The 14,625-nt window shown below is 68.5% G+C and carries 12 protein-coding genes; 2 read left to right on the forward strand and 10 right to left on the reverse strand.

What is annotated here, in order from left to right:
* Positions 1 to 28: 28 nt before the first annotated feature.
* From ACWD6R_RS15185 to ACWD6R_RS15200, 4 genes are all read right to left on the reverse strand, one after another.
* Positions 29 to 688 carry an O-methyltransferase gene (locus ACWD6R_RS15185; protein ID WP_376667614.1) on the reverse strand — a complete coding sequence of 220 codons (660 nt, stop codon included), beginning with the start codon at positions 686 to 688 and terminating at the stop codon, positions 29 to 31.
* A 173-nt stretch (positions 689 to 861) separates the two neighbouring features.
* Positions 862 to 1,761 carry an HAD family hydrolase gene (locus tag ACWD6R_RS15190; protein WP_451819098.1) on the reverse strand — a complete coding sequence of 300 codons (900 nt, stop codon included), beginning with the start codon at positions 1,759 to 1,761 and terminating at the stop codon, positions 862 to 864.
* On the reverse strand, positions 1,758 to 4,253 hold the full coding sequence (locus ACWD6R_RS15195; RefSeq protein ID WP_451819099.1) for a phosphoribosyltransferase: 2,496 nt from the start codon (positions 4,251 to 4,253) through the stop codon (positions 1,758 to 1,760). The genes ACWD6R_RS15190 and ACWD6R_RS15195 overlap by 4 nt, the downstream gene beginning before the upstream one ends.
* 10 nt (positions 4,254 to 4,263) lie before the next feature.
* On the reverse strand, positions 4,264 to 5,427 hold the full coding sequence (locus ACWD6R_RS15200) for an HpcH/HpaI aldolase/citrate lyase family protein (RefSeq protein ID WP_451819100.1): 1,164 nt from the start codon (positions 5,425 to 5,427) through the stop codon (positions 4,264 to 4,266).
* 217 nt (positions 5,428 to 5,644) lie between these two features.
* On the opposite strand from ACWD6R_RS15200, the gene ACWD6R_RS15205 reads away from it, so the two are divergent.
* Complete coding sequence (locus tag ACWD6R_RS15205) at positions 5,645 to 6,511, forward strand: TerD family protein (RefSeq protein ID WP_451819101.1); 867 nt, start codon at positions 5,645 to 5,647, stop codon at positions 6,509 to 6,511.
* Between the two features lie 218 nt (positions 6,512 to 6,729).
* On the opposite strand, the gene ACWD6R_RS15210 is transcribed toward ACWD6R_RS15205, so the two are convergent.
* From ACWD6R_RS15210 to ACWD6R_RS15235, 6 genes are all read right to left on the reverse strand, one after another.
* Positions 6,730 to 7,464 carry a TerD family protein gene (locus ACWD6R_RS15210; protein WP_266986050.1) on the reverse strand — a complete coding sequence of 245 codons (735 nt, stop codon included), beginning with the start codon at positions 7,462 to 7,464 and terminating at the stop codon, positions 6,730 to 6,732.
* 141 nt (positions 7,465 to 7,605) lie between these two features.
* On the reverse strand, positions 7,606 to 8,736 hold the full coding sequence (locus ACWD6R_RS15215) for a DUF475 domain-containing protein (protein WP_451819102.1): 1,131 nt from the start codon (positions 8,734 to 8,736) through the stop codon (positions 7,606 to 7,608).
* Between the two features lie 71 nt (positions 8,737 to 8,807).
* Positions 8,808 to 9,383 carry a TerD family protein gene (locus ACWD6R_RS15220; RefSeq protein ID WP_451819148.1) on the reverse strand — a complete coding sequence of 192 codons (576 nt, stop codon included), beginning with the start codon at positions 9,381 to 9,383 and terminating at the stop codon, positions 8,808 to 8,810.
* Between the two features lie 178 nt (positions 9,384 to 9,561).
* Entirely contained in the window at positions 9,562 to 10,137 is a 576-nt protein-coding gene (locus ACWD6R_RS15225) for a TerD family protein (protein ID WP_451819103.1), read from the reverse strand.
* A gap of 148 nt (positions 10,138 to 10,285) precedes the next feature.
* Complete coding sequence (locus ACWD6R_RS15230; RefSeq protein WP_366693641.1) at positions 10,286 to 10,744, reverse strand: peroxiredoxin; 459 nt, start codon at positions 10,742 to 10,744, stop codon at positions 10,286 to 10,288.
* Positions 10,745 to 10,919: 175 nt separating this feature from the next.
* On the reverse strand, positions 10,920 to 11,357 hold the full coding sequence (locus ACWD6R_RS15235; protein ID WP_037696857.1) for a DUF3052 domain-containing protein: 438 nt from the start codon (positions 11,355 to 11,357) through the stop codon (positions 10,920 to 10,922).
* 482 nt (positions 11,358 to 11,839) lie between these two features.
* Here ACWD6R_RS15235 and aceE point away from each other — a divergent pair, with 482 nt between their 5' ends.
* On the forward strand, positions 11,840 to 14,572 hold the full coding sequence (gene aceE, locus ACWD6R_RS15240) for a pyruvate dehydrogenase (acetyl-transferring), homodimeric type (protein WP_451819104.1): 2,733 nt from the start codon (positions 11,840 to 11,842) through the stop codon (positions 14,570 to 14,572).
* Positions 14,573 to 14,625: the final 53 nt, after the last annotated feature.

Here is a 14,625-nt window from a genome sequence, read left to right on the forward strand (position 1 = left end):
TCGAACGGCTCGACCCGGCGGGCGGGCGCTACCTCCTGCGGGAGAGTGTCAGCCCGTCCGCCACGGTGAGCATCACGCTGTCCATCCGCGGGTCGGCGGCCACATGCTCGTTGAACTCCTTGATCGCCGCCGCCCCGCCGGTCGCCTGCGGGTCGGTCACGCCGCCGTGGAACAGCACGTTGTCGGTGACGACGAGGCCGCCTTGCCGCATGCGGGGCACCAGCTCCTCCCAGTACGGGATGTAGTTGCCCTTGTCCGCGTCCAGATAGGCGAGATCGATGTGCGGTTCGGACGGCATCGCCCTCAGCGTGTCGAGCGCGGGGGCGATGCGCAGTTCGATCCGGTCGGCGACGCCTGCCTTCTCCCACGCCTCCCGGCCGTAGGCGGTCCACTCCTCCGAGATGTCGCAGGCAATCAGCCGCCCGTCGGCGGGCAGCGCCTGCGCCATGGCCAGGGCGGAGAACCCGGTGAATGTCCCGACCTCGACGATGTGCCGGGCCCCGGTGAGCCGTACGAGGAAGGCGAGCAGTGGCCCCTGTTCCTCGGCGGACTGCATGCCGGCCTGATCGGGAAGGCGCGCGTATGTGGTCTCGACGAGCTCACGCTGCACCGCGTCGAGCGGCGGGTTGTGCGCCAGCATGTACGCGTACAACTCGTCCGTGATCTTGGTTTCGTTTCCCTTGCTCATCGCAGACTCTCTTCGTGCCTGCCGGGCAGGCTGGTCAGGTCCCCGAGTACCGGAGTACGGCGGGAACGCGGCGGCTGCCAGCCACTGTTCCCTGTCGGTCCGAGCTTGTCGAAGATCGCGTCGACGTGTTGCTCCGCGCCATGTCCAGCCGTTCGGCAACGGCCGCGCAGGTGTCAGAGACCGTGCCGGGCGACGGAGGCCCGAATGAATCGGCGGAGGATCTCCTCGCCCGCCGCCACACCACGTTCCGTCAGGACGTCGACGTGCGGGGCACTCCAGTCGGTGTCGGCGAGTTCGCCGTGGCCCGGACGCCAGGCGAGGTCGGCGGCGAGGAGCAGATCGGCGTCGAGGAGCGAGTCGCCGGCGGCGAGGGTGAGCGTGGCGCCGGCGCGGCGGGCGACCTCGTGCATCGCGGCGCTCTTGGTGAGCGGCTTGGGCACGGCGTAGATCTTGCGGCCCTGGAGGGACACGGTCCAGCCGCGGGGCCCCGCCCACTCGGCCAGTTCCTGCAGCCAGTCCGTGGGCAGCAGCGAGCGTTCGACGACGAGATAGGCGAAGAGGTCCTCGGCGACTCGTTCCTTCAGCAGCCAGGCGGGGTCGGCGGCGGCCACGAGGTGGGCGCGGACCTCGGCGAGCGAGGCGCACTCGTCGGCCAGCCGGCGGGCCACCCGGTCCTGCCAGTCGGGATCGGAGACGCCGTCGACCAGGAGGTGTCCCCCGTTGGCGCAGATGGCGAACTTCGGTGCGGGGCCGGGGAACTGGATGCGGTGGTACTGCTCGCGGGTACGGGTGGTCGTGGGTACGAAGACCGTGGTGCGGGCCAGTTCGTCGACGAGTGCTGCGGCGGTCTCCGTCATGTAGGAGAGCGGCTTGTTCCCGTACACCTCGACGCAGAGCAGCCGGGGGGCGTCCGCGTCCGGCATGGCGAGCTGGAGTGCCGCCGTCGAATAGATGAGGGTGCGGTCGAGGTCGCTGGCGACCAGCGTCACAGGGGCGGTCGGGGTGGTCGTAGTGGCAGCGGTGGTCGCGGTCGTCGCGGTCGTCGCGGTCGTCGTAGTGGCCGGGTGGGTCACTGTGACGCCACCGCCTTGCCGTCCGCGCCCGTCGCTCCGCGGGTGTACTTCGGGTGGATCAGTCCGACGCAGGTGTACGGGAGACCGTCGACCTCCTCGACCGGCACGCCGCGCTGCTCGGCCAGCAGCCGGATGTGTTCGAGGTCGGCACCGGCGCCGCGCTTGGCGAGGATCTTCCAGGGGACGCGTCGCAGCAGTACGCGGGTGGTCTCGCCGACCCCCGGCTTGACCAGGTTCACATCGTGGATGCCGTACTCCTCGCTGATGCGCTCGACGGCCGCCCAGCCCTCCCAGGTGGGGGCGCGGTCGGCCGTGAGCAGCTCCTTGACCTCGGCGTCCACGGCGTCGACGACCTCGTCGAAGTGGGCGGCGACGGTGTCGAGGAAGTGACCGGACACATCGGCTTCCGCGAGCTCCCGGTAGAACTTCGCGCCGTGGAAGTCATGGGGTCCGACCAGGTCGGACCGGAGGACGGTACGGGAAATCAGCCCGGAGACAGTGGAGTTGAGGCAGGCGGACGGGATGAGGAAGTCCTCGCGGGTGCCGTAGGTGCGGACGCAGCCGCCCGGGTCGGCGAGGACCGCGATCTCGGGGTCGAAGCCGTCGAACTCTTCGAGTGCGGCGGCCAGTTCGCGGGTGATGGCGCCCTTGCCGGTCCAGCCGTCGACGAAGACGACGTCGGCGGGGTCGTGGCGGGCGGCCAGCCAGCGCAGGGCGTTCGCGTCGATGCCCCGGCCGCGCACGATGGAGACGGCGTAGTGCGGCAGATCGAGCCCGTGACGGTGCTGGGCCCAGCGGCGCATCAGCACGCCGACCGGGGTCCCGGCCCGCGCGAGGGAGACCAGGACGGGGCGGGGGGTGCGCTCGGCAAGGACCGTCTCGGTGACGGTTCCGACGGCCCGCGCGATGCGGGCCGCCGACAGGTCCAGGGCCGCCTTGAACAGGTCCTGGTACTCGGCCGACGGCTGGTACTCGACGGGCAGCGACTCGGCGTAGTGCGCGCCGCCGCTCTGTATCGCCTCCTCGCGCTCCTCGGTGGGCGCCTCCAGCTCGGTGTCCGAGAGGTCCTGGAGCAGCCAGCCGACTTCTTCCGGCGCGTAGGAGGAGAAGGCTGGGCCGTGGAGGGGCTCGGACAGCATGGGAGGTTCCTGCCGTTCGGGGGCGGTGGAGGTGGCGGCCGACGGGACGTACGAGGGGACGACGGCCAGCAGGACGTGGGAGGTGTGCGCGGCGAGTTCCGCCAGCAGGCCGTCCGGGGCGTGCAGTTCCGGGGTGTCGGCGGCGGAGTCGACGACGACGACCACGGCGTCGAAACCGGCGTCCGCGACGTTGTACGCGTAGCGGACGCCGGGGCCGTCGGCCGGGTTGTCGTGGGCCGGGAAGACCAGCCGGCTCCGTATCGCGTAGCCGGGGTCGTTCACGGCGAGGACGGGGGACCGTGTGGTGGTCGAGTAGCGCACCTCGGCGTCGGTGTGCTCCTCCAGGGCGGTGCCCAGCCGGAGCGGTGCGTACATCAGCTCCTCGAAGCCGAGGACGAGTATGCGGCGGGCTTCACCGCCCAGGGCGCCGGCGATGCGGGCAGCCATGGCGGGAAGGGCCGATTCGAGCGTCTCGCGGTGGGCGGGGGTGAAGCCGTGCCGTCCGCCGTCGGGCACGCCGACGGGCCACTCCAGCTCCACCCGGGTGCACGGGATGCCGGGCCCTGCCGCGCCGGCCCGGGCGGGTTCCCGTTCCGACTCGTGGGCGGCGACCAGGGCCTGGCCCTTCTCCAGAACGCCGTCCGGGAGCCGGACCGTACCCGTACCCCTGGCCACCAGGTCGACGCGGGCGCCGATCTCGGCGGCGAACCCGGTCAGCCGTTCGCGGTCGGCCGCCGACCGCATGTCCACCAGAGCCACGATGACGTAGCGGTCGCGCGGGTACAGCTCGTGCAGCGCGCGGATCGTGTTGAGCACGGTGTTGCCCGTGGAGAATTCGTCGTCCACCAGCACGAGCGGCGCCCCGCTCCCGCGCGCCAGCAGGGCGGGGTCCTCCGGCAGCAGCAGATGCGACGTCGCGTGCGAGTGCGACTCCTCGAAGCCGCCCGCCCGGGCCACGCCCTCGACCGGACGCCGCGTCGAGTGGAGGTACGGGACCACGCCCAGCCCGTCGGCGACCGCGTGGCCGAGGCCGGTGGCCGTCTCCGCGTACCCGAGCACCACCGCCCGGCGGGCCTCCGCCTCCCCGAGGAGCGCGCGCACGCTCACGCCGAGCTCGAACCCCACGCCGTACACCACGGAGGGCCGCTGCGGCACATGCTTGCCCAGCACATTGGAGACGAGCAGATGGGCCCGCTTGGGGTTGCGGCGCAGGGCTAGGCCCAGCAGTTCCCGGAGCTCGCCGTCGTCTTCGGGCTTCCCGTTGCCGACGAGCTCGACGCCCAGCCGCTCCGCCACCCAGCTACCCGACCACACCACGTTCGCCGTCTCTTTCCTTGCTGCGCGCTCGCTCATCGAGACGCGCTCATTCCGCGAGCCCCGCGGCCAGAAGATCCACGAAGCCGACGTCTTCCTTCGCCACACCGAAGACCTCGGCCCGTTGCAGGGTGCGCTCGGCCCAGGCGCGGTGCGGCTTCACTTCATTCATTTTGTTCGTGTATGCGGAGCGCATCACTCCGCCACCGCCCCGCTCCGGCCGCAGGATGTCCTGTGCGTCGCTGAACTCCTCGTGGCTGACCACGGACAGTGCGTGCACCGGCGCGACGTGCGACGGGTGGATGCAGGTCTTGCCGAGCAGCCCGTTGGCCCGGTCGAGCTCGATCTCCCGCAGCAGGCCGTCCAGGTCGTGCTCGATCAGTGCCGTGCGCAGCTCCTCGGCCCGGCCCTCCAGGAAGGGGCTGCGGCGCAGCTGCGGCTTGAACATGCGCTCCTGGAGCCGGAAGTACTCCCACACCGGTCCGGTGATCGTGAAGCCCGTCCCGTCCGCCCGGCCCAGCACATTGACCACATCGGCTATGACCGCAGCGACGAGCTGGACGTCGTACGCCGTCATGTCGGGCGCCCTGCGCAGTCCGTACGCCGAGCAGAAGTCGGTGACCCCGAGCCGCAGGGCGAGCACCCGGTCCCGGTACGTGTGGACGGTGCGGACGATTCCCTGGAGCGCCGCCGCGCGGGTCTCCAGGTGCAACAGCTCGGGCGATTCGAGAACGGGCATCGCGAACAGGCGCTGTCCCCCGGCCGTCTCGGCCTTGGTGAGCGCCTCCATGAACGGAAGACCACGCTCTTCCGTGAACTTCGGAAGTACAAAACCGGACAACAATCGGACGGAGCTGCCGAGCCGCTGCACCAGGTCCGTTATCTGCTCCGGTTCGCGGACCCGGATGAAGAGCAGCGGCACCTCGGCGCCGCGCGCAGCGAGCTCGCGGAACTGCCTGACCAGGTTCTCCTCGGCGTCCGACACCTCGGAGTCGTCGATGGAGTCCTCCAGGCAGAGCACCATCGAGACGACACCGCGCCCGGCCTGCTTGAGGACGTCATCGGCCAGCCGCGGCCGGGTGGCCGGGGAGTACAGGGTGGCGCCGAGGGCGGCCGAAAGCATCCGGGCGGGGGAGTCCGCACCGAATTCGCACGGCTGCTGAAAGAACAGGCCTTCCCGCGCAGCGGGCGAGATGTGCCCGAAATGACGCATGTGATTCCCCCGTACTGCCGGATCGGCCGGACAATGTGTGGCCGGTAATAGTACGTATGGACGGGTGTCGAGGGTTCCCCACGTGCATGAATTCCGGGTAACTCGTCCATTTCACGACGGTTCCGCAGGGCCCGGAGGACGTGGTTCCGACGCACTGCCGAGACATGGGTCACCCCCACGTTGTCTGCGCAGGCAGCCAGCAGGCAGGATGACCGCCATGACGCACGCGATGCTGAAGGGCTCGAACGTCCCCCTCGATGCCATGGCCGTACGGGCCGTGCTGCGCTGGACTCCGGGCGCCGGGGTGCCCGATGTGGACGCCTCGGCCCTGCTTCTCGGCGCCGGTGGCCGTGTGCGCTCGGACGAGGACTTCGTGTTCTACAACCAGCCCCGGCACCCCTCCGGCCTGGTACGCCGGCTGCCGAAGCGCAGTGCCGCCGAGGGGCTCACCGACACCATCGAGGCCGACCTGGGCGCGCTCGACCCGTCGGTCGAACAGGTGGTCATCGCCGCTTCCTCCGACGGGGCCGCCTTCCAGCAGGTCCGCGATCTCCGCATACTTCTCTACGACGCGGCATCGGCGGGCGGTGACCCGCTCGCCGTGTTCGATGTACGGCCGGAGACCGGCGAGGAGACCGCGATCATCTGCGGTGAGCTCTACCGGCGCGGCGATGGCTGGAAATTCCGGGCGGTCGGTCAAGGCTACCCGACCGGACTGGTGGGGCTCGCGACCGCATTCGGCATCTCGGTCGACGAGGCGGAGGCCGCGGCCGAGCCCGGTTCGGCCGTGCCGACGGTCGCCCCGGTGTCTCCCCCGGCACCAGCACCCGGACCCGACTCGCAGGCCACGGTCCAGCACCAGCAGCCCACGTACGGCTACCCGCAGCCCACAGCTGCCCCGCCGGCGTACGGCTACCCGCAGCCCACAGCGGCCGCCCCCGCTCCTCAGCCCGCCTACGGCTACCCGCAGTCGGCCGCTCCTCAGCCCGCCTACGGCTATTCGCAGCCCGCGGCGGCCGCCGTGCCCGCCCCGGACCCGAATTTCGTGCTGCCGCCGCAGGGCCCCCAGTTCGTCCGCTCCTGAGCGCCGCGACGGCAGGCGCCCGCTCAGAGCCTGTCGGGTGACCTCTGATCGGGCGGCCACGCACGCTTCCCGCGTTGCCGAAATGCCCTAGTAGCTCCTTCCCCAAGCTCTCAGCTTCGTTCGAGCAGGGGAGATCCCATCCGAAGACCTTCCGGCGCCTTGGAATCGCACGCACCAGACCGCGTCCGCTTTCCGGTCGAAGGTCACCCGACAGGCTCTCAGGCCCGGGACTTGTAGCCGCGCCCCCACTGCATTCCCCAGCCGTACAGCCGGTCCAGCTCCGACTGGAAGCCGTAGACGAACTTCACCTCGCGCCGCACGATCAGCTCGTCCTTGACGTTCTCCACGGTGAACACGGCGCACGAGCGCGCCTGCGGGGCCCGCTCGTCGAGCTCGATCTCGATCCGCGGGCCGTTGCCCGGGTAGAGCGTCACCTTGGCGTGCGTACGGTCGAAGGCCGGCGTCTGGTCGTAGATGTAGACGAAGAACAGCAGCCGCTTGATCTGGTCCCGCTGGTCGAGGTTGACGTACACGGTCTCCCCCGACGGCGCCCCGAAGCGGTCGTCCCCGCTGAGCCTGATGTACGGCGGCGCGTTCAGGTCACCGATCAGGTTGCCGAGCGGCTGCACCACACCCTTGGTGCCGTCCTTCAGCTCGTACATGCAGCCCAGGTCCAGGTCGACGTTGACCACACCCTGGGTGTGTGCCTGGACCACATCGGGCTGGAAGAGCTTGAACGGCCGCAGCAGCCGGCCGCTCTGCCGCGACCTGCCCTCGATGTCGGACGTGCGCATCCGCCAGGAGAGGTTGACCCGGAGGTTGCCGGTCAGCGCGCCCTGTTTGGTGAGGGAGACCGTGGCGTGCCGCTTGGACAGCACGATGGAGTTGGTCGCCGCGTTGCCCGACTCGAACTGTGCTTCCCGCCCCGGCCACAGGCTGTCCCAGAACGCCATCCCCAACCCCCACATGTCTCGGTAGTGCCCAGGCCCCGCACGCATCACTGCGGGGCGGCCCCCGGGCCGGGTCCGGGTGTTCCCGGAGAACCGTCGCCGTACGGACCGCCCCGCTGAGAGCGTTCCTCAATCCCTACCGGGTCACACCCCGGACGGGACTGACTTGTCGTCGCCGCCTCCGGCCTCCATCGCCTTGTTGCGCCGGACCGAGGACCAGAAGGACCAGCCGATCAGCACGACGCCGACGAGACCGGTGATGAGCTCGTTGATCTGGTACTGGATGGTGACGAGCAGGATGACGGACAGCGCGCCGATGGCGTAGTGCGCGCCGTGCTCCAGGTAGACGTAGTCGTCCAGGGTGCCCTGCTGGACCAGGTAGACGGTGAGCGACCGGACGTACATGGCGCCGATGCCGAGGCCGAGGGCCATCAGCACGATCTCGTTGGTGATGGCGAAGGCGCCGATGACACCGTCGAACGAGAAGGACGCGTCGAGGACTTCGAGGTAGAGGAACATGAAGAACGCGGCCTTGCCGGAGAGCGCCACTGCGGACAGCTTCTTGCCGGTCTTCCTGGCCTCCTCCTCGGCCTCGTGGTCGCGCTCCTCCTCTTCTTCGAGCTTGTTCTCGAAGTAGCCGGAGAGACCGCCGACGATGAGGTACGTGATCAGACCCGCGACACCCGCGAGCAGGACGGTCTCCGCCTTGTCCGCGTGCGCGCCGCCGTGCTGGTGCGCCTGGGACGCGAAGGTCATGGCCGAGACCAGCAGCACGATGAGCGCGATGCAGACCGACAGCATGTCGACCTTGCCGAGCTTGGCGAGCGGGCGCTCGATCCAGCGCAGCCACTGGATGTCACGGTCCTCGAAAATGAAGTCGAGGAAGATCATCAGAAGGAACATGCCACCGAAGGCGGCGATCGCCGGGTGGGCGTCCGTGACCAGTTCCTGGTAGCGCTCGGGCTGGCTGAACGAGAGATCGACCGCCTCGATGGGCCCGATCTTGGCAGTGATGGCCACGATCACGACGGGAAAGACCAGCCGCATACCGAAGACCGCGATGAGCACACCGACCGTGAGGAAGATCTTCTGCCAGAAGGCATTCATCTTCTTCAGGATTCCGGCGTTGACCACCGCATTGTCGAAGGACAGCGAGATCTCGAGGACGGAAAGAATCGCGACCACACCGAACGCTTCCCACCCCCCGTAGAGCACCGCTGCGACCAGGCCGAGCGCGGTAATCGCGAACGACCAGCCGAAGGTTTTCAGAAGCACTGGCTACCCCATCATGTATGTAACGGGTCTCCCCTGGATGTGTACGGGGCTCCCCCGCGCCGTGCGCGGCTTTACGAAACGTTGACCCCGAAGTCTAGAGCGATGCCCCGCAGCCCCGACGCGTACCCCTGTCCCACTGCACGGAACTTCCACTCGCCGTTGTACCGGTAAAGCTCTCCGAAGATCATCGCGGTCTCGGTGGAGGCGTCCTCGCTCAGGTCGTAGCGCGCGAGCTCCTGGCCGTCCGCCTGGTTCACCACGCGAATGAACGCATTGCTGACCTGGCCGAATGTCTGGCCGCGGTTCTCGGCCTCATGGATCGAGACCGGAAAAACGATCTTGTCGCAGTGGGCGGGGACCTGGTTGAGGTTCACGATGATCGACTCGTCGTCGCCCTCGCCCTCACCCGTGAGGTTGTCGCCCGTGTGTTCCACCGAGCCGTCCGGACTCGTGAGGTTGTTGTAGAAGACGAACCATTCGTCGCCGAGCACCCGGCCCGACTGGCACAGCAGCGCGCTGGCGTCGAGGTCGAAGTCGGCGCCCGTGGTGGATCGTGCGTCCCAGCCGAGGCCGACGAGCACCTGGGTGAGGTTGGGTGCGGCCTTGGAGAGGGAGACATTGCCTCCCTTGGCGAGCGTGACGCCCATGATGTGAGTCCTCCCCGAGTCGATGAACCGTCTGTCGAGCGCGTCCGGCGCCGCACTGGGTGCGGCGCCGGACGGGGACGTGCTGGGGATGTACGGCGGATCATGGCCGGACACCTCCTGGGCGCGACCGGGCTGTGCCTTCTCAGGAACGGCCTGGTCGCGCTCTCTGGGCCGTACCTCAGACGTTGACGCCGAAGTCCTGCGCGATGCCGCGCAGACCCGAGGCGTAGCCCTGGCCGATGGCACGGAACTTCCACTCGGCGCCGTTGCGGTACAGCTCGCCGAAGACCATGGCGGTCTCCGTCGAGGCGTCCTCGCTCAGGTCGTACCGCGCGAGCTCGGTGTTGTCCGCCTGGTTGACCACGCGGATGTACGCGTTGCGCACCTGGCCGAAGCTCTGCTGGCGGGTCTCGGCCTCGTAGATCGAGACCGGGAAGACGATCTTGTCGACGTCGGCCGGGACTCCGGCCAGGTTCACCTTGATGACCTCGTCGTCGCCCTCGCCCTCACCGGTGAGGTTGTCACCGGTGTGCTCGACGGAGCCGTCGGGGCTCTTGAGGTTGTTGAAGAAGACAAAATTACCGTCGCTGCCGACCTTGCCCTCGACGTTGGTCAGCAGCGCGCTGGCGTCGAGGTCGAAGTCTCCACCGGTGGTGGTACGGGCGTCCCAGCCCAGACCGACGACGACGGCGGTCAGGTTGGGCGCGGCCTTGGTCAGCGAGACGTTGCCGCCCTTGCTGAGGCTGACTCCCACGAGTCCTCCCATTGGTTTCTTGGGGGCCGACGACTGCCGGCGCCTCCACGTTGCGTTGGCATCGGATCAACGAGTGGATCCTAGTAACCGGTTCCCGGCCAAAACAGGCTTTTGACCGGGGGTCGCCGGGAGATCGTCCGGAACCGGATCAGATCGCGTCGAGGGCCTTGATGTAGTCGTTCAGGTCGCGCGCATCCGGCAGGCCGTTGACGACGGTCCAGCGCACCACGCCCTCCTTGTCGATGATGAAGGTGCCGCGCACCGCGCAGCCCTTCTCCTCGTCGAAGACGCCGTAGGCCCGGGAGGTCGCGCCGTGCGGCCAGAAGTCCGAGACCAGCGGGTACTCGAGGCCCTCCTGCTCGGCGAAGACGCGCAGGGTGTGGATGGAGTCGTTGGAGACGGCCAGCAGCTGCGTGTCGTCGTTCTCGAACTGCGGCAGCTCGTCACGGAGGGCGCAGAGCTCACCCGTGCAGACGCCGGTGAAGGCGAACGGGTAGAACAGCAGCACCACGTTCTTCTCGCCGCGGAAGTCGGAGAGCTTCACGGTCCGGCCGTGGTTGTCCTTCAGCTCGAAATCCGGGGCCTGGGTACCGACCTCGATCGCCATGGAAACGCGTCCCTTCGCTACTTCACCGGGCTGGGCTGTCCGGGTGGACTCCCACCCTACGCAGAGACCTCGGCGGGCCTGCGGACAGGGATGCGCCCGGGCCGGGGACATGTGTACGGGCATACGAAGGCCCCCGCCGGTGCACGACCGGCGGGGGCCTCGTGGTGAGTGCGGTTCAGCGCCTGGCTTTGGCCGACTTCGGGGTGACCAGACGGCTGCCCGTCCAGTCCTTGCCCGCATTGATGCTCTTGGTCTGGGAAAGACCGGCTGTCTGGCCGGCCTCGTTGATATCGCTCGGTTCGACGTAGCCTTCGCGGCCGGTCTTCGGCGTCATCAGCCAGATCACACCGCCTTCGTCGATCAGACCAATGGCATCCACCAGCGCGTCCGTAAGGTCGCCGTCCTCGTCGCGGAACCACAGCAGGACGACGTCAGCGACGTCGTCGTAGTCCTCATCGACGAGTTCCTGGCCGGTAGTGGCCTCAATGCCCTCACGGAGCTCCTGCTCGACGTCGTCGTCGTAGCCGATCTCCTGGACCACCTGTCCGGGCTCGAACCCCAGCCGTGCAGCCGAGTTGGTCCGTTCCTCCGCGTGGTCCGCGGTCGCGCTCACGGGTTGCCTCCTGATCATGTTTCGGAAAATGCTTCAGCCACGCGCGTGCGCGGGGCGTTGGCCGTAGTCCACACGGGCGCGGCGGATCGCGCAAGTACCCAGCGTGCGAGACCGCCTAAACGGTGACGTTCCCTGCCACGTCGCCGCACGATCGGCAGGTCCCTGACTGGGCTCCACACGGCCGTCCACACCCTTTACGTCCTTGCACAGCTTATGCCGTTTCGGTCCGCCAATCGGAGTCGAACAGCCTTTGGGAACGCTTGGACGGGTTGGGCGTATGGTTGCGGTTTGATCCAACCCGTCTGCCGGGCCGCCCCTGGCGCACCGGACATGATGTCTCCCCACCTGGCGGTTACCCCTCGGTAGAGATGACGTATGCGCCGTCGCGGTACACGATGGTGCTGGCGTACATGCATACATCCCGGGGGCATGCCTCCCGTAACCAGGCCCCGTAGAGCAGCACCGAACAGCGAAGGAACAGCGTGGCTTCCGGATCCGATCGCAACCCGATCATCATTGGCGGCCTTCCGAGCCAGGTCCCGGACTTCGATCCCGAAGAGACCCAGGAATGGCTCGACTCCCTCGACGCCGCCGTCGACGAGCGCGGCCGTGAGCGGGCCCGCTACCTGATGCTCCGGCTCATCGAGCGCGCGCGAGAGAAGCGCGTCGCCGTGCCGGAGATGCGCAGTACGGACTACGTGAACACGATCGCCACGAAGGACGAGCCGTTCTTCCCCGGCGACGAGGAGATCGAGCGCAAGGTCCTCAACGCGACCCGCTGGAACGCGGCCGTGATGGTGTCGCGCGCCCAGCGCCCGGGTATCGGCGTCGGCGGTCACATCGCCACGTTCGCCTCCTCCGCCTCGCTGTACGACGTGGGCTTCAACCACTTCTTCCGGGGCAAGGACGACGGCCTGGGCGGCGACCAGATCTTCTTCCAGGGGCACGCGTCCCCCGGTATCTACGCCCGCGCATTCCTGCTCGACCGGCTGAACGAGGCGCAGCTCGACGCATTCCGCCAGGAGAAGTCGAAGGCGCCCAACGGCCTGTCCAGCTACCCGCACCCGCGGCTGATGCCGGACTTCTGGGAGTTCCCGACCGTCTCGATGGGCCTCGGTCCGCTCGGCGCGATCTACCAGGCCCGGATGAACCGCTACATGGAGGCGCGCGGCATCGCCGACACCTCCCGGTCACACGTCTGGGCCTACCTGGGCGACGGCGAGATGGACGAGCCCGAGTCGCTGGGCCAGCTCTCCATCGCCGCCCGTGAGGGCCTGGACAACCTGACCTTCGTGGTCAACTGCAACCTGCAGCGCCTCGACGGTCCTGTGCGCGGAAACGGCAAGATCATCCAGGAGCTGGAGTCGCAGTTCCGCGGCGCCGGCTGGAACGTCATCAAACTGGTCTGGGACCGCTCCTGGGACCCGCTGCTGGCGCAGGACCGCACGGGCATTCTGGTCAACAAGCTGAACACCACGCCGGATGGCCAGTTCCAGACGTACGCCACCGAGTCGGGCGCGTACATCCGTCAGCACTTCTTCGGGGACGACCCGCGGCTGCGCGACATGGTCAAGGACATGACCGACGACCAGATCCTGCACCTGGGCCGCGGCGGTCACGACCACAAGAAGGTCTACGCGGCGTACGCGGCGGCCAAGGCCCACAAGGGCCAGCCGACGGTGATCCTCGCGCAGACGGTCAAGGGCTGGACCCTGGGTCCGAACTTCGAGGGCCGCAACGCGACCCACCAGATGAAGAAGCTCACGGTCGAGGACCTCAAGCGGTTCCGCGACCGGCTGCACATCCCGATCACGGACAAGCAGCTGGACGAGGGCTACCCGCCGTACTACCACCCGGGCCGCAACTCGGAAGAAATCCAGTACATGCACGACCGCCGCAAGAGTCTGGGCGGCTATGTCCCGACCCGTGTGGTGCGCGCGAAGCCGCTGGTCCTCCCCGAGGACAAGACGTACGCGACCGCGAAGAAGGGTTCGGGTCAGCAGTCGATCGCCACGACCATGGCGTTCGTCCGCATCCTGAAAGACCTCATGCGGGACAAGGAGATCGGCAAGCGTTTCGTGCTGATCGCGCCCGACGAGTACCGCACCTTCGGCATGGACGCGTTCTTCCCGAGCGCGAAGATCTACAACCCGCTGGGTCAGCAGTACGAGTCAGTGGACCGTGACCTGCTGCTCGCGTACAAGGAGTCGCCGACCGGTCAGATGCTGCACGACGGCATCTCCGAGGCGGGCTGCACGGCGTCGCTGATCGCCGCGGGTTCGGCGTACGCCACGCACGGCGAGCCACTGATCCCGGTGTACGTCTTCTACTCGATGTTCGGTTTCCAGCGCACCGGTGACCAGTTCTGGCAGATGGCCGACCAGCTCGCGCGCGGCTTCGTGCTGGGTGCGACCGCCGGTCGTACGACGCTGACCGGTGAGGGTCTGCAGCACGCGGACGGCCACTCGCAGCTGCTCGCCTCGACGAACCCCGGCTGTGTGGCGTACGACCCGGCGTTCGGGTACGAGATCGCGCACATCGTCAAGGACGGTCTGCGCAGGATGTACGGCGAGAACAGCGAGGACGTCTTCTACTACCTCACCGTCTACAACGAGCCGATCCAGCACCCGGCCGAGCCGGAGAACGTGGACGTCGAGGGCATCCTCAAGGGCGTCTACCGCTTCAGGAGCGGCGAGAAGGGCATGATCCCGGCCCAGATCATGGCGTCCGGTGTGGCGGTCCCGTGGGCGGTCGAGGCGCAGCGGATCCTCGCCGACGAGTGGAACGTGAAGGCGGACGTCTGGTCGGCGACCTCCTGGAACGAGCTGCGCCGCGAGGCCGTCGAGGTGGAGCGGTACAACCTGCTGCACCCGGAGGAGGAGCAGCGCGTCCCGTACGTGACCCGGAAGCTCTCCGGCTCCGAGGGCCCGTTCGTGGCGGTCTCGGACTGGATGCGTTCGGTGCCGGACCAGATCGCGCGCTGGGTTCCCGGTGCGTACCAGTCGCTGGGTGCGGACGGCTTCGGCTTCGCCGACACGCGTGGCGCGGCCCGCCGGTACTTCCACATCGACGCGCAGTCGATCGTCCTCGCGGTGCTCACCGAGCTCGCGAAGGAGGGACGGGTCGACCGTTCGCTGCTGAAGCAGGCGATCGACCGGTACGAGCTCCTGGACGTGACCGCGGCCGGCCCGGGCGGGGCCGGCGGCGACGCGTAGGCACGACCGGACAGATCCGAAGGGCGGCGGACCTCTTGGTCCGCCGCCCTTCG

The sequence above is a fragment of the Streptomyces sp. NPDC005151 genome (assembly GCF_053599875.1).

What these genes read in the sequence shown, in the direction of transcription:
- ACWD6R_RS15210 (WP_266986050.1), bottom strand. Translation starts at nt 7,464, where the DNA reads ATGGCGTTCTGGGACAGCCTGTGGCCGGGGCGGGAAGCACAGTTCGAG.
- ACWD6R_RS15200 (WP_451819100.1), bottom strand. Translation starts at nt 5,427, where the DNA reads ATGCGTCATTTCGGGCACATCTCGCCCGCTGCGCGGGAAGGCCTGTTC.
- ACWD6R_RS15205 (WP_451819101.1), top strand. Translation starts at nt 5,645, where the DNA reads ATGACGCACGCGATGCTGAAGGGCTCGAACGTCCCCCTCGATGCCATG.
- ACWD6R_RS15195 (WP_451819099.1), bottom strand. Translation starts at nt 4,253, where the DNA reads ATGAGCGAGCGCGCAGCAAGGAAAGAGACGGCGAACGTGGTGTGGTCG.
- ACWD6R_RS15230 (WP_366693641.1), bottom strand. Translation starts at nt 10,744, where the DNA reads ATGGCGATCGAGGTCGGTACCCAGGCCCCGGATTTCGAGCTGAAGGAC.
- ACWD6R_RS15185 (WP_376667614.1), bottom strand. Translation starts at nt 688, where the DNA reads ATGAGCAAGGGAAACGAAACCAAGATCACGGACGAGTTGTACGCGTAC.
- ACWD6R_RS15220 (WP_451819148.1), bottom strand. Translation starts at nt 9,383, where the DNA reads ATGGGCGTCACGCTCGCCAAGGGAGGCAATGTCTCCCTCTCCAAGGCC.